Origin of the sequence: Albibacterium profundi (assembly GCF_042159835.1) — a bacterium.
GTDB lineage: Bacteria > Bacteroidota > Bacteroidia > Sphingobacteriales > Sphingobacteriaceae > Albibacterium > Albibacterium profundi.
In genome coordinates, this window is sequence record NZ_JBBVGT010000003.1 from 713636 (window position 1) to 732655 (window position 19020).

Here is a 19020-nt window from a genome sequence, read left to right on the forward strand (position 1 = left end):
TATCGTTAGAAATTTTATTCGTTCCATCCGTGAGCGCGGCGCACTTTAACCATCTTTTCAAGAATATTGTTCCACGTTTTTTGTTCCTCCATAACTTCGTTCGGGAACATGCATCCATCCCAGCAAATATGCTTAAATGCTTTCGTCAGGTTTCCATTTTCGTCTCGAAGCCAATAAGCTGCATCGTTTACGATATCCAGTTTCCCCTTTGGGTCATCCGCTAAACAGTGGCGCCCGGTTTTATCATGCGATCCAGACCCAAACACAGTCCCATCATTTTGTGCGATATGAAAATCTATGGTCCACGGACGCAGTTCTTTCGTGAGTTTTTTCAATCCTTCGTCCAAAGCCGATCGGTCGTCCCAGTTAAAGTCGTCCGGTAATATTCTATCTTCTGGGCTATTATAGCCTAGTAAATACAACAAGGTATGAGCCATATCTGCTTGGAAACCCATATTCGGTCGATCTACTGCTTCTAGTGTTTCAATCATAGCCTTCCAACTATGCATACCTCCCCAACAAATTTCCCCCTCGGCAGCTAAGCTTTCATCAAAATCGGCAGCAACATCACAAGCTTCCTTAAAGGTTTGGACAATTGACTTTGAATTATTAACAGGATCCTTCGCCCACTCGTCTAGATTACTTGCTGAATCAATACGGACAACTGCATTCGATCGGACACCCAGTTCACGAAGTTTTTGGCCAAACTCAGTAGATTTACGTACTGCATCAATAAATACCAATCGACTCTCCTTTGTCCCCATAGCCGATCCCGACCAAATCGGGGCAACCAATGTTCCTATTTTAAGATTCAATCCAGCTATCTTATCAGCTAGGCGTTTAATGCCATCATCGCTCATATCCAGATCAATATGCGGATCAAAGAGTCCAATATCGACACCATCGAACTTTATTCCTTCAAACTCGGCAGCTGCCGTCTTCTCAAGCATCGTATCAAAAGAAATAACAGGCTCTGAATCCGGGCCTTTTCCCACGATACCTGGCCAAGTAGCGTTGTGTAATTTGGGGTAATTAAAGTCATTCATCTTGTTAAATTTTTATAGTTCTAAATCTGGATTATCGGGTCCAAAATGCTTTAGCATGACAATCGGGTCGTATGCAGACAGGTTTGTGATTTGAACGCCGTTTCTAGCTGCCTGCTCACTCACGAAGAATTCATCATTCGTTAGTTGTCCATATCGAATTAATGCAGGAGTTTCAACATTCCACACTCCCATTTTTCCGTGACCCTGCATCATAATCATTCCATACGCAGCGCTATCTTTAATGGTTACCGTAGCTCCAGGGAGAACCGTTAACTCCTTCGCACTAAATGCAGACGATTTATAGCAAATCCAATTTTCAATATAGCCTTCGCTTTGCATCTCATCCATCGGTTTAACCGGCTTAGGCGCCATAAAGCGATTCTGCATCATATTTGGATCTACATTGAGCTCCCAATCGATCACATCAACAAGCGCATCAAAATTTCCCCTGTCTTTTGCAGGCGTTCCATTCCATAAAAGGTCTTCAGGGATAATCGCTTCATTCACTAAGGATTGATACATTGCAAAAACATCGGAAGCCTTTTGTGGCTCGTATGTACACATACTTCCTGGCGCGTGTAGCAATCCCGGTGGCACGTCCCATCCGGTACCGGGATCAAGTTGATATGCCTGAGAGTAACTCGTTATTTTGTTATCCCCTTTTGTAAAGTTCACAAGGCACTCTTTGATCTGCTCTTTGCTTGTTCCAGGTGAAATGCCCATAAACGTATACGGAAAATCGCCACCATGATTATTCAGTTGTGGTGGAAAATAATAGGCTTCTGGTTTCCCTAATTGCCCTATCAGTGCAGCCTTCTCGTCGTTATGGTGGATATGATGCGGGAGCGGCCCCATATTGTCAAAGAATTTTGAATACATTGGCCAACTTTCATATTCATTCCACAGTCGATCTCCTATTAATTGACCCTTCAGTTCGGTAACTGCGTCCTTTAATAAAATCTGCTCAGTCTTTGATCCATCTGAATAGGCTATTGCACTCAAACCCTCATGTTCTCCAGTCAGCGGCCCATTCTTAGCGGGGGTTGTCGATGAGAGCCATCGCTCATCGATCCCCCCACGTTCACCACCTAGTACGTAATAATCATCCGGATGGAGTTTGATTCTCCTTCCGGGCACACAAAAAGATCGCGGCACCCAAGTGGGAGTTAGTCTTAATATCCCTTCTCCTTGCTCTAGCGCCTTATTGGCAATCTCAAAACTATTCATAATTTTCTCTATAGGTTAATTTTTGTTTATTAGTGTTTCCATTTCATGCAGGTCGGTCAATACCTCAAGTTCTAAGTGGTACATTCTTTTTTCTCCTGGATTTAGAAATATCAGTGTATTATCTTTACGTGCAGCAGCTTGTCCCTTCGGCACATTCGTACCTGGCTCAAGTCCGGTCACATATTCCCCAGGCCCCCAGTGTTGCCAATTCGTTAACCAGGGTAACTGATTTTTTTCGAATCGTAATAAAGCTGCAATACCTAAATTTGGATTCGCAATTCCACATACACATTGTCCGGATGCATCCGCTTCAATATCAATAAAAACGGCCTCCTCACCTCCAGCGCGATGGTCATCCATAGGATCTGGACATTTGCGAAAGTCATTTCCCATCTTAAATATCTTAGCGGCTCCAGCCTTTTCTCTAGGTTTCCAAGAGCCTTCCCATAAAATATTCGCACCTCTGTCTACCAAGGGCCATCCAAAATTAAAGTGATAAAGCAACATGTGTGGAGCAGGACTATTTCCTACGTTAGTCACCTCGTCATGAATATGGATCACCGGTTGTCCAAGTGTTCCCGAAATGGTACGTTTCAGCTCATATTGTTGCCCTAAAGCCTGAGTCTGTTTCATTCGGCCGACAATCCGCATATCCAATAGTCCTTTCTTCGGATCTGGTTGAATTATCGACTCAATTTCTGCTGGCATTGAACTAATCGAACCATGAAGCCCTCTGTCTCCATATTCGTCCGACTCCGGTCCTCCGATATGATCCAACCCACAGGTTGTAAGTAAACCACCGCCGAAACTATTCAGCCAATCGGTTCCCTTCGTAGCGTTCGCTCGCTGAACACCGAGGTGGCTCAGCCAAGCCAGGCTATTCTGGTTGTAAAACGCATCTGCAATATCCATGGCACGGTCGATGACAACTTTATATCGCAGTCCAGAACCGGTATTAACCCACGCAATCCGACTACCTCTTCCGTTTCCATTATCAAGAACAGAAGTTTCAATCCCACCTACTTGAGCAGGGTTAGATATCTTGGAATGCCAGTTTCTATTTTCCAGAATGCTTCGCTCCTTTCTTCATAATTCCCATTTGGTATGACAATATAAATTTCTATTTGAAATTGACCGTCATGCGGTGTCCTGCACCCATCCGTTAGGCAAGACGGTTTAGTCAACTTGCTTCACTCGGAAGCTGCGGTATTCTACTTTCATCGGAGGACCCACGTGGATTTGTATGCCCAATAAGCCGCTGGCCATGAAGTTTTTCTCATCCTTATCCGTAACGTCACTCATCAATACGCCATTTATATAATGCTGTAGGCGATTGCCGTTAGCAATGATGTGAATCTCATTCCAATCTTCAGAGTTAATTAGCGTTTTAAGGGAATCGGAAGAACCCAAAGAAGATTCAATGCGTCGAGCCGTCCATGCATTATTTTCAACTGTTGCATCTTCTGACGGTTCAATGACGGCCTGTTCTCCACGATAAGCTAAGGTCGTTCTTTTTCGTTCCTCATAGTTCTGCCCCGTGTAATTATTCATCCCGTCGATATCAGCCTGATAGCCCTTAAGTGCAAAAGGAACATCCGTAACGGTTTCACTCCGGTAGTTGATTCCACTATTACCTTTTTCCGTAATCCTAAACTCCGCCTTCAGCTCGAAGTTACCTAACTCCCCACCTTTCCAAGTAAGGAATGTATTATTTTCTAAAGGTGGTGTAGAAGCGGTGGTTACACCAATAAGCACTCCATTTTCAATCCGCCAGTAGGCCGGATCCCCCTCCCAATTATCTAAGGTCCCTCCCTCAAACAGATCAACAAAGCCACTGCTATCAACTCCGTCTTCTTTATTTTTTTCCTCTTGTCCGTTCGAATGCGTGTTACAGCTCACGAGCACAAAAATGAAACTAACATGAAGTAGCCGGAGCCACCAACGTCGAAAAAAAAAGGTACTTTTTAAATTAGTCATAATGTATTAGGATAAACGGTATTTACTTATAGACTTCATGCTCTTCGTCGCCACCAGCCATCAAGTAAGCAATCAAGTCTTTTAATTCATTTTCATTCAGAACATTAATAGTTCCGGGCGGCATAACAGACACCTTAGCCATTTTCACATCGACCACATCTTCTTTCGCTATTTCTTTCAACACCTGTGGTGCATAAGGATTTTGAGATATTGTATAAACGTTCTCGTCTTCATCCATTAGTTTCCCTAAGATAGAAGTTCCATCCTTAAGAGAAAAAACTTTTGACGCATATTGGTCAGATATTACTTCATTAGGTTCGATAATCGCTTCCAACATATCTTTAGCTGAAAACCTAGTACCCAACTGTGTTAAATCCGGACCAATGGAACCTCCTTCACCTTTCATGGAATGACAAGACTTACAACGAATGGCTGAAAACAACATCATTCCCTGCTCGTAGTCTCTTTCACCAGAATCTGCTTCTACTATCTCTACAGCTTCCTCCATCTCCCATCCCCGTCCTGGTCCCTTAGGCCCCTCTTCAGAACTATAGAGCGAAGTTCCTGCTTGATTTACTAGTGAGTCGCCGGACAATTCATTAAAGTAAGCAAATTTTGATTCAGGAACAAGCTTAAGAGCCTCTTGTCTGGCTCGGTTAACATAACCAATATAGCTGTTTCCTCCCTTATATCCGAACGCATCGTAAAACCATTTAAAATATTTTTCCCGATTCTCTTCATTCCATCCTGCATTAGCTTTACTTAACACCGTAGCAAAATAGATTTGTTGAGCCGGTGGCGTTTTTGCGAGCATATTAGCTATGTCTAAGCCATATTGAGGATTTCGCAGAATAAGGTCGGACGACTGTGTAACAGTCGCCTGGTAGGTCGAGTCATCTTCAGCATGTTCTAGTAAAACCAAGGTTTTATCGACCGCAGCGCTATCCCCCACGTGTACCAATAACTTACTCAAGCTCCTATTTAGTGAATTCGTCTCCGCCGGGTATATTTCATTTAAATAACTAATGAGGTTACTTGTTGTTGTTTGTTCAGGGTTCCCCATTCGATAAAGAACCAATTCAACGGCTCGTAAAACATCTATCTGTTTTTCTTCGTCTTGACTGGCAAGATCGATGGTCATCAATTTATTAAGGATCGATGATCGAAGTGCTGAGTCGCCGCTTCGCGCCATCGCCACCATCGACTGAATAACCGCTTGCACACTACGTTCTTTAAAAGCGCGCTCTTTCCATGTGTCAACCGGCTGATGTTCTAGCGCAATTCTAGCCGCATAGCGAATATGGCGATCTTTGTTACGCAAATACGGCCAAACGGCGTCTACCGCTTCCGGATGAGAACCAACATGGTACTCTTCAAGCTTTCGTCTAACTCGCTGATAAGCATTAAGACCAACATCTCGATCGTCCTTTACTTCGCTGGCAATCTCATTATGATCTTTATGATAAACCCTGTATAGATCAGATTCGAGCTCCCTTCCACCTGTCAAAAAGTATAGTGCTCCATCTGGCCCAATCACCCCATCAGTAAGAGGCAGCGGTGATCCAGAAATAAACTCTTCTGCTTTTCCTTCATACGTTGCACCATCATGTTCCGTTTGTATGGAATAGATAATTCCAAAACTCCAGTCGAATGCCAGTAGGCTCTTTCGATATTCCTCCGGAAAGTTAGCTTTGCCAGCGTAGATAAGATTGGTCGGCGAACCTTGTCCCACATTGATCATCGCCGGTAGATTATCAGGATAAGCAGCTGACCACTTTCCAGAACCTGTTCTCCAGCCAAACTCTGCTCCACTCGTCACATGTAAGATTCTCGTCGGACGATACCAAGGCATTCCGAAATCCCATTCCATATCCGAATCGTATGCAAATAACTCACCACTCGGATTAAAAGCTATATCAAAAGTATTTCGAAAACCTGCCGCATAGAGCTCCCATTCGGATCCTACTGAATCAGTCTTTGCAATCCATCCACCTGGTGCCATCCGATCCGTTGCATGACCCTGCGGATCTTTAATCAGCTGAAACACATTGTCTTCCTGCCAACTTCTTGGTAAGCGATAACGATCCATTTCCGGAATATCGGTATGATTTCCCGCTACCAGATAGAGCGATTCATTATCCGGGCCTAGGATAATACTATGCGGACCATGTTCCCCACTACCATCTAAGGCAATCAGCTGCGTGATTTTATCAAACTCATCGTCATGGTCGGTATCCTGAAGTCTATACAGCCCACTCCCTTTCTTAAACACATCATCTCCTCGATGATTGACCATTACGTACAAACTGTTATGCGCCCACAATAATCCTTGGGCATAACCCATCCCTACCTTTTTTTCTAGAGAATCCTTCGACTGCTTATCTTTTAATGGGAAACGAAGGCTATCTACTTGAATAGGAATACTATCATTACCGATCTCCGGTATTGTTAAGCGATAGAGTGCACCGAACTGATCGGAGGCTATCATTCTTCCTTGATCGTCAAAAGTCATCGAAACCCAAGACCCATCTTCGCTTTCCGACGGACTGTAAAGGTGTTCAATTACAAAATCAGAAGGCAGTATAAATTTCTCCACCTCGGGGTCAACAGGTTCTTCTGGTTCAGTCTTCTCTTGACAAGCTCCCAATGTTAAAATAAAAGAGATTGTAGTTAAAATGGCAATGAATTTAGCTTGTACGTGCATAAAAATAATTTAGAAAAGTTTAGGTTATCTGTTTGTGTCAATTAGATCAATTAGTTAATTACCATCCCTGTGTTTGTTCAAATCCATTTAAACGAACCTCGCGTTCCGGTATCGGGAAAAGCAATTTAAATGCTTGGATATTATAAGAGGCATCACTCAAGCGAGAAAGCCGACCTTTCTCTTCGTTGCCATGCTCGGTCATTACTTCAATTGCCTCACCACTACGTAACAGTTGAAACCAACGGTGATTTTCAAATGCTAGCTCCACACGTTGTTCATGATGCACGGCATCCCTGAATAGATCTTTGGACAATCCGGATAGCGGATCAAGGCTCGCGCGTTCTCTCACTTGGTTAAGGTACGTGTGCGGATCACCCACACCCAGTTCATTTGATGCCTCTGCAAGCATTAACAAGACATGCGAATAGCGGTAAACTGGCCAATTTTCATTTGCCCTGCCGTCCTCTAAAAAGGGAGGGTGATAGAACTTCTTTATAAAAGGAATACTGCCGTCAAAGGCTTCAGCTTCCTCAAAGGAACTGTTGGAGGGGTCGGTAAACATAGCGATCGACTCATCCTTCCGAAGATCACCTTCTTCGTAGGCATCTACCATACTTGGAGTTGGGATATTACTACCACCCAAATTACCATTATAGCCGGTCAGCTGAACCTTAGCGTTTCGAGGACCGAACATAAAGATAAAATTACTTGCTTCAGATTGTAGTGCGGCATCATATTGTATAGCAAATACAGACTCTGAATTATTCTTTGTAGCCGGATCGAAATTGTCTCCATAGTCAGGCACAAGCGAATAGTTCATAGAAGCAACCTGATTTAAGGCTGATACTGCAGACTGATAATCCTTCCTCGTCAAGTAAACCTCGCCCAACAAGGTAAGAGCTGCACCTTTTGTTGCGCGACCAATTTCGTTGTCTTCATACGCTTCAGGAAGATTATCAGAGGCAAATGTCGCATCCGCTATAATCTGTGCATAGACCTCATCGACGCTTGCCCGTCCCTCACTAAATGCCGCTTCAGGGTCAGAAATCTCATGGACCACCAAAGGAACCTCTCCAAACAGTCGCACTAAATGAAAATACTGCAAAGCCCTTAAGAATTTTGCCTCACCCAAATACCGATTTTTGAGCCCTTCGTCTGAGAACTCTACTACATCCGCCCGATCAACAATAACGTTTGTTTGCTGAATATTACGGTATAGCAACTGCCATATTGTATTCACATAGTTATTTGTAGAGGTAATCAAGAATTCATCAATTTCTTCGCGTTGTTGCGCTCCGCGGTCACTCTCATCAAATTGATAATTGGTATTATCAGATCTCATCTCGGTCAGCGCCCAAAAATCGTTCGTGTATAACTCCTGCAAGGATCCATAAGCACCATTTACCGCGCGTAAAATTTGGCTTCCGTTTTCATAATAATTAGCATCACTTGAAAAGGAATGCGGCTTCACATCCAAAAGCTTTTTGCAGCCAGCCAGCCCCACAACTAAGCACACCAATATGTAAATTCTAACTTTCATTTTGAATTGATTTAAATGGTTTAAAAACTAAAGTTGGTCCCGATCGTAATAATTCTCGGCACAGGATAATTCGAGTAATCAACTCCGGGCACCAATGCACCCGTATCCGGCCTGTTATAATTCGTTCCTTCAGGATTACCACTGTAGTCGGTGAATAAAAAAGCATTCTGAACCGTTGCATACACCCTCATGTTTTCAAAGACCTTAGCTCTCTTAAGTTCGTTCGGAAGATTATAGCCTAAGGTTATATTTTTTATCCAAGCATAATCCGTTTTTTCAACCGTATAACTATGCGTATCTCTAAACATTACACGTCCCCTGCCCGTGCCGTTGGTTGTCGGTACAATCCCATCACCTGGCTGCTCTTCAGAACGCCAACGGTTTGCCACGTTCTTTTGAACATTAAATACACCATCGATATTCCAAGTATAGTAGTTTGTTGCCCTAATCATTTCTGCACCCATGGAACCAACTACCAACACCCGTAGATCAAAGCGCTTATAGTTTAATGTATTGGTCACTCCCCAAGTAAAGTCCGGGTAAGGATTACCGATTATTGTAAAATCTTGAAATGGGGTAATTTCACCATCTTGGTTCACATCCCTAAATCTCATATTCCCCGGTATCGCGCCCGGAAAAGCAGGATATCTCTCCAGATCTGCCGCATTTTGATAAATACCTTCAACTAGATAGCCATACAGCATACCTACAGGTTTACCGATTTGCGTAATATTGGTCGGGTTGCCCTCACTACTTGCACCAGAATAAATAGGATCGTCACTTCTACCTAATGCAATAACCTTATTCCTGTTAAACGAAATATTAAGGTTCGTACTCCAGTTAAAATCGTCCGTCACCACATTTTGCGAACTGATTGCCAGCTCAAGTCCTCTATTTCGCACATCTCCACGGTTCTCGGTGACCGAACCAAAACCAGACGATTGAGGTATCTCCACGTTTAGCAATAGGTCCTGTGTATTTCGATTATAGAAATCAGCACTCAGTAACAAACGACTGCCTAGCAAAGAGAAATCAAAGCCAATATTCAACTCACGCATCTTCTCCCAGCCTAAATTTGGATTACCCAAGGTGTTCATCACCCGACCGCTCGCCAGTGTTCCGTTAAACACATAATCCCGTGTTCCAATGTTACTCATATAGGAATAGTTCCCAATGTTGAAATTACCCGTAAATCCATAGGATGCTCTCAACTTCAGTTCGTTCACCCATTCCGTATCTTTCAAGAAATTCTCTTCTGAAAGCACCCAACCGAGAGCCAAAGAAGGAAACGTTCCCCAGCGATTGTTTGATCCAAAGCGAGAAGAACCATCCGTTCTAACTGTCGCAGTCACCAAATACCTGCTCAAGTACGAATAATTTGCTCTCGCTAGGTACGATATTAGTGACCAGTCGCTCTTATCGGTCCCACCCGTGATTCGCGCTGCAGCATTCAAGGTATGAATATCATCATCCGGAAACTGCTCGCCATTGAAGTTAGCAGATTCAAAGCGTTGCGACTGAACCGTAAAACCCAATAATCCGGAAAAAGAGTGCTCGTCAGAAGCCCAGTCGTAGTTCAATGTATTCTCATTCAACCAGTTCAAGTACTTGCCTCGTCCAAAACTTCCGCTAGGTACCGAAGGTGGTGCCGCATTTTGATTTCCCAAAGTAGAAGGCCTAAAATATTCAGAGCTTGTATCTTCAAAATCAACATTAAAAGTTGATTTGAATTTTAAATTATCGATTATCTCATATTCGGCAAACGTGTTCATTAATATCTTAGTCCTGTTCGCCTTGTTGGTCGTCTCATTCATGACCATTACCGGATTCGGGATCCCAAATGAACCGGGTGATTGGATGTAGGCATTATAACTTCCGTCTTCATTATAAACAGCAGGAATCGGACTTGCAATACCGAAACCCTCATCACGCCCCTGTCCTCTTACACCTCCTCGTGTGTAAGCCAACGAGGGCGCAATATTAAATCCCAGATTTAATTTTTCAGCCACATCGGCATTTACGTTTGCTCTTAGAGAAAAACGTTCAAAACCTGTATTCAGCATCACACCCTCTTGGTTGAAATAACCAGCTGAAACATAGGTTCTGATATTTTCGCTTCCACCAGACACGTTCAGATTTATATCCGACATAGAAGCCACTCGCGTCACCTCATCATACCAGTCTGTGCCGTCACCTATTAACTCTGGATTTCTATAAACTTCCGGTATATCCTCTAAAGTAGGTTCACGTCCTTCGTCAAAACGAATTTTATCAGAAATTGCCTCCTTTCGCCATTGCGCAAACTCCTGTCCGTTCATTAAGTCTGGTCTACCCTTTTCTGGAACACTTTGCAAACCGGTATTCGCCGAGACGTGGACTGTAGCCTTTCCGCTAACGCCTTTTTTTGTTGTAATCATGACCACTCCATTGGCACCTCTTGATCCGTATATTGCAGTCGCCGACGCGTCCTTCAATATCGTCATAGACTCAATATCCTGAGGATTTATCGCGCTCATCGGATTGGACTGTTGGCTCGAAGAAGAAGGAACAGGAAAACCGTCAATTACATATAAAGGTTCACTTCCCGCACCTATAGCACCAATACCTCGCACCTGAATCTTCGGTCCCCCACCCGGAACACCGTTTGAAGTCCTTACATTGACACCCGCTATCTGTCCCGAAAGTGCCTGATCGACACTCGTTAACGACTGATCTCTGATGTTCGCCATTTCAACAGGTGCCACCGAACCGGTCACATCTCTACGCTGCTGGCTACCGTAACCCACAACCACCACCTCACTTAAGTCCTCGGAATCGGCCAGTAATAATACATCAGTTACGCCCCCTTTGTCGACAAGAATTTCTTGTTCTTCAAAGCCAATACTTCGGAATATGAGCGTCGTACCCGGCGCTACATCAATTGAATATGCTCCGGTTTCGTTCGTTACCGTTCCATTATTTGTACCTTTGACAATAACTGAAACCTTACTAAGAGGACCCGACTCATCTGAGACAACACCTGTAACGGTAATCTCTTGCTGAGCAAAGACGCTAATACTCGCCATCAGCACACACAAAAGCAGTATAGCTTTCCTTCTAACACGATAGAATTGCTTCATAATTCATTAGGTTTTTTTGAACTTGATTATTAGTAGAAGTAAACCTAACCAAAGTCGTAACCTATCGCAACCCGCTCTGTCCTGAAGATCATCCCGCATTGTCCTTTAGCAAACAACAGACTGATTGTCAATAACAAACACACCCAATCAGCACCAGAGGTAGCCAAAAAGTAGCGTTAATAAAAAATATTTATAATACGATGGAGGGTGAGTAAAATTTCAACTCGATAAGATCATTGGGTATCGGATCACTATTCCAAGAATGATGAATAGAAAGTGCCGTACCGATAGCAGTAGCCTGCGCCATGGATGCCGCAAAAACTTCGATATCCGGAAAAGCTGCAGCCAAGAGATTCATGTAGATGGAGTTCTTACTAAATCCGCCATCGACAAAAATTCGTTTAACATCAGAGCCTTTAATAATGAGCTCAGTAGATCGCTTTTGTTCATTCACCAAATGCAATATGAGGTAATGATAAGCTTCGACGTCGGACGCAAAGACGCCCAATTCCTGATCTGAAAAAGATTTTCTGAGTTCCCTCCTATTATCCAATTTTAGGATACTGGGATCGAAGATCATATTCCGATATTTCGATGTGGCCTGATTAAAATAGTTAGCAATCCGTTCAACTTGCTTCTCATGTTCGTGACCAGCAAATAAGCGAGATGCTTTCACTGGTGTTCCTTGATATTGAATATAGGATAAGCAATCCGATTTCAATTCAAGTTCGGTTAACCTCGTTGTGTTAAAAGGATTCAAACTGATGCTCCATGTGCCCGTCGAAATCAACACAAAGGGTTGGTTAAAACCGACGAGATAGGGAATCAGAGATGCTGAACTATCGTGTAAGCCAACACCTACAAGGGCCGTGATATCAGGCAATTGTGATGAATATACCATATCGGACGGTACAATGGGGGCTAGTTTATCTAGGATCCCTTCATTCTCCACCCAGGGGTGATAGTCATTCGCTTCAAAATCCCACAAATTCGTATGACAGCCAATACTGGTGATGTCAGAATACAGTCGGCCTGAAATCAGATAACTCATGTACTGCGGCAAGTGCAATGCGGCTTTGATTCTTTTAAACCGTTCAGGTTGCTCTCTTTTTATTCTATATAGCTGCATACCCACATTCAAACTTCCTAACACGGGCGACGCGGTTTGACTGGCGAATCTTTCCTCACCGCCATAACGTCTATAAAATTCTCGTTGAATATCTTCCGGGTATGGTTTCAAATAATTATACAAAGGCGTTACGGTGTCTCCTTTTTCATCTAGATACACAAAACTTGCTCCATAAGTTGAAAAATTAATTGCCTTGATATCAAAGTCTGTCTTCCGCGACACTTCGTCTAACGAATCGAAGACCGAAAGCCTCAAACTATCCAGATTTTCACAGGGGAAACCGTCCTCATCGGTAGTTTCTAGAAAACGAGCAGATTTCTCGTACACAATTTTATAATGCCGGTCAAAAAGGAATAACTTTTTATTAGTTTTTCCAACATCAAAAACTGCAATAACTGAGTTTTTCTCCATACTCTTTTTTGAGCCTTAACTATTTAACGTACAAATGCCATTGCTACTCCACCATCCACATTCAGAATATTACCGGTCGACTTGCTCAATAATCCGCCGACAAAGACAAAACACGCATTGGCTATATCTTCAGGCAAAATCGTTTCGTTCAGCAGCGTTCTTTTCGCGTAAAAAGCAGGAAGCTCTTCCGGTTTAATTCCATAAGCAGTTGCCCGGCCTTCCGCCCAAGCCCCCTCCCAGATCTTACTATCAATAATAACCGCGTCTGGGTTTACTACATTTACGCGAATTCTATCCTTACCGAGTTCAGCCGCGTTCAGTCGGCTCAGATGCAGTTGCGCAGCTTTCGCTGATCCGTACCCCGCATTATTAGGTCCGGATACCAGGGCATTTTTACTGCCGATATTTACAATATCGCCACCCAAATCCTGCTTTCTGAGCACCTTCAATGCTTCTTTGGTGACCTTAAATTGACCTTTTACCAGCACATCATAAAGCAAATCCCAGTCCTCATCTGTATGCTCTTCAATCGGTTTTGAAATCGACAAACCGGCACAATTTACCACAATATCGACACCGCCGAAGTAGATACCTGCCTGCTTAAATGCATTTCTGATATCCTCATCTTTCGTGACGTTCAGCACGGTCGAAGTAAAACGATCCTTTCCGTATAACTTGTCAAATTGACGAACCGTTTCATCCAATCGACCTTCATCCATATCATTTATAATCACCACCGCTCCCTCTTCAAGGAATTTCTTAGAAATAGCCTTCCCAATCCCTCCTGCACTACCCGTAATCAATGCAATCTTACCCGACAACGGTTTAGCTTTCGGCATCCTCTGTAACTTTGCTTCTTCTAAAAGCCAGTACTCAATATTAAATGCTTCCTGCCTGCTGAGTGAAGTGTATTCAGAAATAGCTTCTGCTCCTCGCATCACGTTGATCGCATTCGTATAAAATTCTGCTGCTACCCTAGCGGTCTGCTTATCTTTTGCGAAGGCAAATAAGCCAACACCGGGATATAAAATAATAACCGGATTTGGATCTCTCATTGACGGTGAATTCGCATGTTTACACGACTCGTAGTACTCCGCATACATTTTACGGTAGGCAACAAAAGCTGGTTCCAGTTTCGACACAAGCTCTGCTGTGTCATTTAAATCCACATGAGGCTCCAATTCCAGTACAAGCGGACTAATTTTAGTCCGCAAAAAATGATCCGGGCAACTAGTTCCCATCGCCGCTAGTCGTTCTAAATGGTTCGAATTGACGAAGTCCAGCACTCGCTGATCATCTGTAAAATGACCAACCATATGCCGTTCAGAAGAACAGAAACCTCGTAATACCGGCGCAATTTGTGCAGCTTGGTTCTTCCTATCAGTTTCATCTAAACTCATCAGTCTCGCTCCACCGAAAACCTTCGATTTGCTAACCTTTTCTTCAATATATTCAGCGCACTTCTCTACTACGTTCAACGTATTAACATAGCAGTCGTAAGCCGTATCTCCCCACGTAAATAAACCATGAGAGCCTAACATAATTCCTTTAATATCCGGATTTTCATTCAAACAATCTTCCAACTTCAGACCCAAGTCAAAACCTGGTCTTTGCCATTCTACCCAACCGATTTCCCCATCAAAAAGCTCTTTGGTTATCCGCTCTCCGTCCTTCGCTGCCGCTATAGCAATGGCTGCATCGGGATGAAGATGATCAATATGCTTGAATGGCAAGAACGCATGTAAAGGCGTATCAATTGATGGAGCTTTCGAATCCAGATCAAAGATGCAATGATTAAATAAGCCAACCATTTCATCCTCCTTCTCAATACCCCCATATACGTTCTTCAAATTATGAAGTTTATCCAGATAAAGCGCCGCCAAGCCGTTTTTCTTTAAAGAGCCAATATCACCACCAGAACCTTTAATCCACATAACCTCGGTATTGCTTCCTGTAAGTGGGTCAGTTTCCGTTGTTTTGCATGATGTATTACCCCCACCATAGTTAGTGAGACGCAAATCAGCGCCAAGAAGATTCGAACGATATAGGAGCAACCCTACTTCATCACCTACTAATTTTTCAGCATGCTCCTTGTCCCAAAGATAATTTACGTACTTAAATGTGCTTAATCTAGAATCTGTCATATCCTGTTGGCTTTATTAGTTTCCTACAATAATAAAAAAGGCCTATTATTCAACTGTCATGAGCTGTTATGAAAAACATCCCGTGCGATCAAATAGATGATCGGAGCTTTAAATAGAATGGAACCTCTTCGTGTCTCGTAGAATTGTCCAAGATCAGATGTGCAGCTGCAATCCCCATCCGTTTAAAATCGGTTGAAACCGTCGTAATACCATTCATAATAAATTTTTTCAAAGATGTTTCATTGTAGGAAATTACTCCCACATCCTTGCCAATTTCCAGCTTTAATGAAACAATACGGTCTAGTAACTTTACCAGATCTTCCTCCATCACGTTGATATAAACCTCACCGGCCTTAATCGGTTCATCTAAGATATCACTCACTAATAGATGTGAAAACGCATACTGCTGACAAAAACGATAAAAACCCTTAATAATAGCTTTCGGGTAATAGCTTTTATCGGGAAAGATCAGTTTGATGGTATGATACTTACTCAATTGTTCTCGGGCCTGTTCCAAAGCGTTGTAAATATCGTCCGAAAAGTTCTCGTAAACTGCCGCAAACTTCCCTTCAATACCATTGATGTTTTTATCGAGTAGAACCAGTTTTTCCTTTGGAATTGAGTTTATAATTTCAGCGGCATTATCGCCCCCTTCAACAAAATGAGGGATAATTACATAATGAGTGTATTCATGCTTCGGGTTCAATAGCAACTTCTTAAAAAGTTTAAAATCGTTGTTGTATATGTAGAAGTCGACCGACACACCATCACCAATTGCCCCAATAAAGGCGTCATAAATAATCTTTTTATGTGCACTTAACTTATTAAAAAACAGAACCACGTGAAGCTTTTGTTTAAAATCGGCATTCAACACATAGTAACCCTTGCCTGGAACCGAACCCAAAACCCCCAGTTTTTTTAAATGTTTATAACCTTTCTCGGCTGTATCTCGTGATATTTCAAGAACATAACTCAATTCGTTGATAGAGGGGAGCATGTCATTCTTCTTTAAATGTCCCGCTTGGATTGCTTTTAAGACAGAGCTAGTGAGTTGAATATACTTAGGTGTAACGGATTGTTCATCGATCCAAACATGATCAAAAAAAGGTATAGGCATCATAGTTTTTTATAATTTCTTTGAATCTACAAAAAAATCACCGACTACCTCTACAAATCGGATCTCAATAATCAGGACATGCACCTTGCTGTGTTGCCACATAAGCACTGACCTCAACGGCATATTCTAGTGCAACAAGAATAGTGGCACCCTGTATTTTTTTCGCCAAGAAAGCAGCTAAAAATGAATCGCCACTTCCTACTGTATCTTTCACTTCAACACGTTTGGCAGGCACAGAAATGAATTGCTTGCGACTCCTATAAACCGCTCCCTCCGCACCCATCGTCAGCAATATCTCCTGAATATTTGGAAAGCGATCTAGTATAGTATCCAAGGCCTCAATCATAGACAGTTTTACTTCACTCAACCACGTTGCCAGAATTTTCAACTCGTCGTCATTCACCTTCAGCGTCTGACATTTACCCATAAGTTCCCATATCAACTCTCGGCTATAAAACGGTGGACGAATATTCACATCGAAGACCGACCAATTCGCACGATCTAGATATTTAAAAAGCGTACCACGGCTTGCCTTACTCCGTGCCGCCAGAGTTCCAAAAACAAAGGCTGTGGACTTCTCCACCGCCAATGCCGCCTCACTATCATATTCCAAACCATCCCAGGCAACCGGCTCTACAATCTCATAAGACACTTTACCGTCAGTATCGATATGAACCTCAACGGTCGAGGTGTTAAACCGATCCGTTTTCTTAATATATTCGGTATCTACACCAAGATCACCTATACCGCTAAAGAGTTCATCGCCAATAGCATCGTTGCCGACCTGACTGACGATGCGACTCTGAATGCCATTTTTATTCAGGTGATAACAAACATTTAACGGAGCACCACCAATTCGTCTTCCTTCTGGAAAATTATCCATGAGAACTTCGCCGAAACAAATCACATTTAGAACGTCCTTATTCATTTTATAATATTACAAAACCTTTTTCAACTAGGACGTGTTAGTCCCCATAAATAAATTGATCAAATAAAAAAACTATTATTATGGCAACTACTAAGCAATCAAATAACAACATGCCCAATGCACAACTTCATGAACTGTTCGTAGATGAACTTCGTGATATATTAGGCGCAGAGCGTCAACTTTTAAAAGGCTTGAAAAAAATGTCCACTTCAGCTGTCAGTGATTCATTGAAATCTGCTTTCAAAGAACATCATTCACAAACCGAAGGGCATATCGACCGACTGAAAGATGTGTTTAAGTCGATCGACCTAACAGCACGCGGAAAGAAGTGTAAAGCAATGGAAGGTCTTCTAGGAGAAGCAGACGAAATTATCGAGAGCTTTGAAGACAATAAAGAGATATTAGATGCAGCACTTATTGCAGCCGCGCAGAAAGTAGAACATTATGAAATCGCCAGCTACGGCTGCTTAGTTACCTATGCTAAACTCATGAAACATACGGATGCAGAAAAACTTTTATCTGAAACTCTGAACGAAGAAAAGAAGACCGATGTATTGTTGACTGAAATTGCCATGAAAGAAGCCAATACCAACAAAGCGAATTAAAAAGAATTCCATTAATTCATATGTATAGTGTCGCAAGGGTGCGAGCGATTTGAACGTTCGTACCCTTGTCTATTCAATACGCTTCCAAGACCCATCCTTATATTGAAGGCATTGATATTCAATTTCCAGAGCATGATAAAGCAACTCTAAAAAATCAGAAGGCCATTTAGGGCCTACACCTGGAGGATCCCATTTACCATTTGTGTCGCGAACAAAACTGTAATATTTATTGTTTACATCTGTGACGCCCGCAAATGGCAGTCCGCCATAGCCTGGGCTGGTTTCAATTTCGTAAGGAACGGTTCGAACCTTCCCATTGTAATCCAGCTGAATTGTACCTTCAAATATATCATGCTTCATGCTAACAAATTTAGTATTTTAAATTAGTAAGAAGAAAATAGCTATAAATAATATGTTACCTTTGTTAAGTATGATCAAGTTTTTATTTACCAGAATACTCATAAGCACTTCCTTGTTTCTTATGATAAGCTGTAACAACAACAGTCAACATGAGCGATCGGAAGATGCTGATTTGAATACGATTGATTCAGTAACACAAGTACCAGACTCTTCAACTTTTCCCGCCCTTACAGCATCTTCAGAACAACTTAAAGGAGTTACCGTTGAGCAACGAGATCTTAATGAAATTTTTAAATCTATTTCAAGCAAGGAACTGACCGAAGAAGAACAGAAAATCTTAATCAAAGAATACCAGGATTCAATTAAACTTCATACACCCAGCAAAGAATAAACCCCAAAATCGTTAGTTCCCACCTTATAGTATCTAAATAACATTCACACAACGTCAGAAATCGTTAAACAGGTAGATATTATTAAAACCTTTGTGATAATAAATAAGTTATTAGGAAAAAGATGCCTTGTTTTTATCGAACAATAAGATTTAGTAATACACCATGAAAATAGCACAAGTTGCGCCCTTGTATGAATCGGTACTGTACGTCTTCAAACTAAATTAGACATATTAGGTTCAAACCTTAAGGAGAGTTTCAAGTTATAAATTTATTAATTTTTGTTGATTATACAATTTTCTTCTTTTGTTCAAAGAATCGATT

The 19020-nt window shown here is 42.2% G+C and carries 14 protein-coding genes; 2 read left to right on the forward strand and 12 right to left on the reverse strand.

From position 1 onward, the window contains the following. Window positions 1-14: 14 nt before the first annotated feature. The 11 genes from WKR92_RS14525 to WKR92_RS14575 all read right to left on the reverse strand — a co-directional run bounded on the left by WKR92_RS14525 (window position 15) and on the right by WKR92_RS14575 (window position 17342). On the reverse strand, window positions 15-1046 hold the full coding sequence (locus tag WKR92_RS14525) for a sugar phosphate isomerase/epimerase family protein (protein WP_375558564.1): 1032 nt from the start codon (window positions 1044-1046) through the stop codon (window positions 15-17). A 12-nt stretch (window positions 1047-1058) separates the two neighbouring features. After that, window positions 1059-2273 (reverse strand): hypothetical protein, encoded by a 1215-nt coding sequence (locus WKR92_RS14530; protein WP_375558565.1) that lies wholly within the window; start codon window positions 2271-2273, stop codon window positions 1059-1061. A gap of 15 nt (window positions 2274-2288) precedes the next feature. After that, window positions 2289-3344: an aldose 1-epimerase family protein gene (locus WKR92_RS14535; protein ID WP_375558583.1), complete on the reverse strand. Its 1056-nt coding sequence runs from the start codon at window positions 3342-3344 to the stop codon at window positions 2289-2291. Window positions 3345-3449: 105 nt separating this feature from the next. Continuing rightward, window positions 3450-4250: a 3-keto-disaccharide hydrolase gene (locus tag WKR92_RS14540; protein ID WP_375558566.1), complete on the reverse strand. Its 801-nt coding sequence runs from the start codon at window positions 4248-4250 to the stop codon at window positions 3450-3452. A 22-nt stretch (window positions 4251-4272) separates the two neighbouring features. Beyond that, a complete protein-coding gene (locus tag WKR92_RS14545) occupies window positions 4273-6954 on the reverse strand; it encodes a heme-binding protein (protein ID WP_375558567.1) in 2682 nt (893 codons plus the stop codon). A 58-nt stretch (window positions 6955-7012) separates the two neighbouring features. After that, complete coding sequence (locus WKR92_RS14550; RefSeq protein WP_375558568.1) at window positions 7013-8494, reverse strand: RagB/SusD family nutrient uptake outer membrane protein; 1482 nt, start codon at window positions 8492-8494, stop codon at window positions 7013-7015. A 20-nt stretch (window positions 8495-8514) separates the two neighbouring features. Beyond that, window positions 8515-11613, reverse strand: a complete 3099-nt coding sequence (locus WKR92_RS14555) for a SusC/RagA family TonB-linked outer membrane protein (protein WP_375558569.1) — start codon at window positions 11611-11613, stop codon at window positions 8515-8517. 190 nt (window positions 11614-11803) lie between these two features. Further along, a complete protein-coding gene (locus tag WKR92_RS14560) occupies window positions 11804-13153 on the reverse strand; it encodes an FGGY-family carbohydrate kinase (protein ID WP_375558570.1) in 1350 nt (449 codons plus the stop codon). A gap of 23 nt (window positions 13154-13176) precedes the next feature. Next, on the reverse strand, window positions 13177-15297 hold the full coding sequence (locus tag WKR92_RS14565) for a bifunctional aldolase/short-chain dehydrogenase (protein WP_375558571.1): 2121 nt from the start codon (window positions 15295-15297) through the stop codon (window positions 13177-13179). Window positions 15298-15385: 88 nt separating this feature from the next. Further along, on the reverse strand, window positions 15386-16417 hold the full coding sequence (locus tag WKR92_RS14570; protein WP_375558572.1) for a GntR family transcriptional regulator: 1032 nt from the start codon (window positions 16415-16417) through the stop codon (window positions 15386-15388). Window positions 16418-16478: 61 nt separating this feature from the next. After that, window positions 16479-17342: a carbohydrate kinase family protein gene (locus tag WKR92_RS14575; protein WP_375558573.1), complete on the reverse strand. Its 864-nt coding sequence runs from the start codon at window positions 17340-17342 to the stop codon at window positions 16479-16481. An 80-nt stretch (window positions 17343-17422) separates the two neighbouring features. Here WKR92_RS14575 and WKR92_RS14580 point away from each other — a divergent pair, with 80 nt between their 5' ends. Then, window positions 17423-17947, forward strand: coding sequence for a YciE/YciF ferroxidase family protein (locus tag WKR92_RS14580; RefSeq protein ID WP_375558574.1), 525 nt, complete (start codon window positions 17423-17425; stop codon window positions 17945-17947). A gap of 69 nt (window positions 17948-18016) precedes the next feature. Here WKR92_RS14580 and WKR92_RS14585 read toward each other — a convergent pair whose 3' ends face one another. Next, window positions 18017-18307, reverse strand: a complete 291-nt coding sequence (locus WKR92_RS14585; RefSeq protein ID WP_375558575.1) for a hypothetical protein — start codon at window positions 18305-18307, stop codon at window positions 18017-18019. Window positions 18308-18377: 70 nt separating this feature from the next. Between WKR92_RS14585 and WKR92_RS14590 the strand changes: the two genes are divergently transcribed. Continuing rightward, complete coding sequence (locus WKR92_RS14590; RefSeq protein ID WP_375558576.1) at window positions 18378-18698, forward strand: hypothetical protein; 321 nt, start codon at window positions 18378-18380, stop codon at window positions 18696-18698. Window positions 18699-19020: the final 322 nt, after the last annotated feature.

What these genes read in the sequence shown, in the direction of transcription:
- WKR92_RS14525 (WP_375558564.1), bottom strand. Translation starts at nt 1,046, where the DNA reads ATGAATGACTTTAATTACCCCAAATTACACAACGCTACTTGGCCAGGT.
- WKR92_RS14530 (WP_375558565.1), bottom strand. Translation starts at nt 2,273, where the DNA reads ATGAATAGTTTTGAGATTGCCAATAAGGCGCTAGAGCAAGGAGAAGGG.
- WKR92_RS14540 (WP_375558566.1), bottom strand. Translation starts at nt 4,250, where the DNA reads ATGACTAATTTAAAAAGTACCTTTTTTTTTCGACGTTGGTGGCTCCGG.
- WKR92_RS14545 (WP_375558567.1), bottom strand. Translation starts at nt 6,954, where the DNA reads ATGCACGTACAAGCTAAATTCATTGCCATTTTAACTACAATCTCTTTT.
- WKR92_RS14550 (WP_375558568.1), bottom strand. Translation starts at nt 8,494, where the DNA reads ATGAAAGTTAGAATTTACATATTGGTGTGCTTAGTTGTGGGGCTGGCT.
- WKR92_RS14555 (WP_375558569.1), bottom strand. Translation starts at nt 11,613, where the DNA reads ATGAAGCAATTCTATCGTGTTAGAAGGAAAGCTATACTGCTTTTGTGT.
- WKR92_RS14560 (WP_375558570.1), bottom strand. Translation starts at nt 13,153, where the DNA reads ATGGAGAAAAACTCAGTTATTGCAGTTTTTGATGTTGGAAAAACTAAT.
- WKR92_RS14565 (WP_375558571.1), bottom strand. Translation starts at nt 15,297, where the DNA reads ATGACAGATTCTAGATTAAGCACATTTAAGTACGTAAATTATCTTTGG.
- WKR92_RS14570 (WP_375558572.1), bottom strand. Translation starts at nt 16,417, where the DNA reads ATGATGCCTATACCTTTTTTTGATCATGTTTGGATCGATGAACAATCC.
- WKR92_RS14575 (WP_375558573.1), bottom strand. Translation starts at nt 17,342, where the DNA reads ATGAATAAGGACGTTCTAAATGTGATTTGTTTCGGCGAAGTTCTCATG.
- WKR92_RS14580 (WP_375558574.1), top strand. Translation starts at nt 17,423, where the DNA reads ATGGCAACTACTAAGCAATCAAATAACAACATGCCCAATGCACAACTT.
- WKR92_RS14585 (WP_375558575.1), bottom strand. Translation starts at nt 18,307, where the DNA reads ATGAAGCATGATATATTTGAAGGTACAATTCAGCTGGATTACAATGGG.
- WKR92_RS14590 (WP_375558576.1), top strand. Translation starts at nt 18,378, where the DNA reads ATGATCAAGTTTTTATTTACCAGAATACTCATAAGCACTTCCTTGTTT.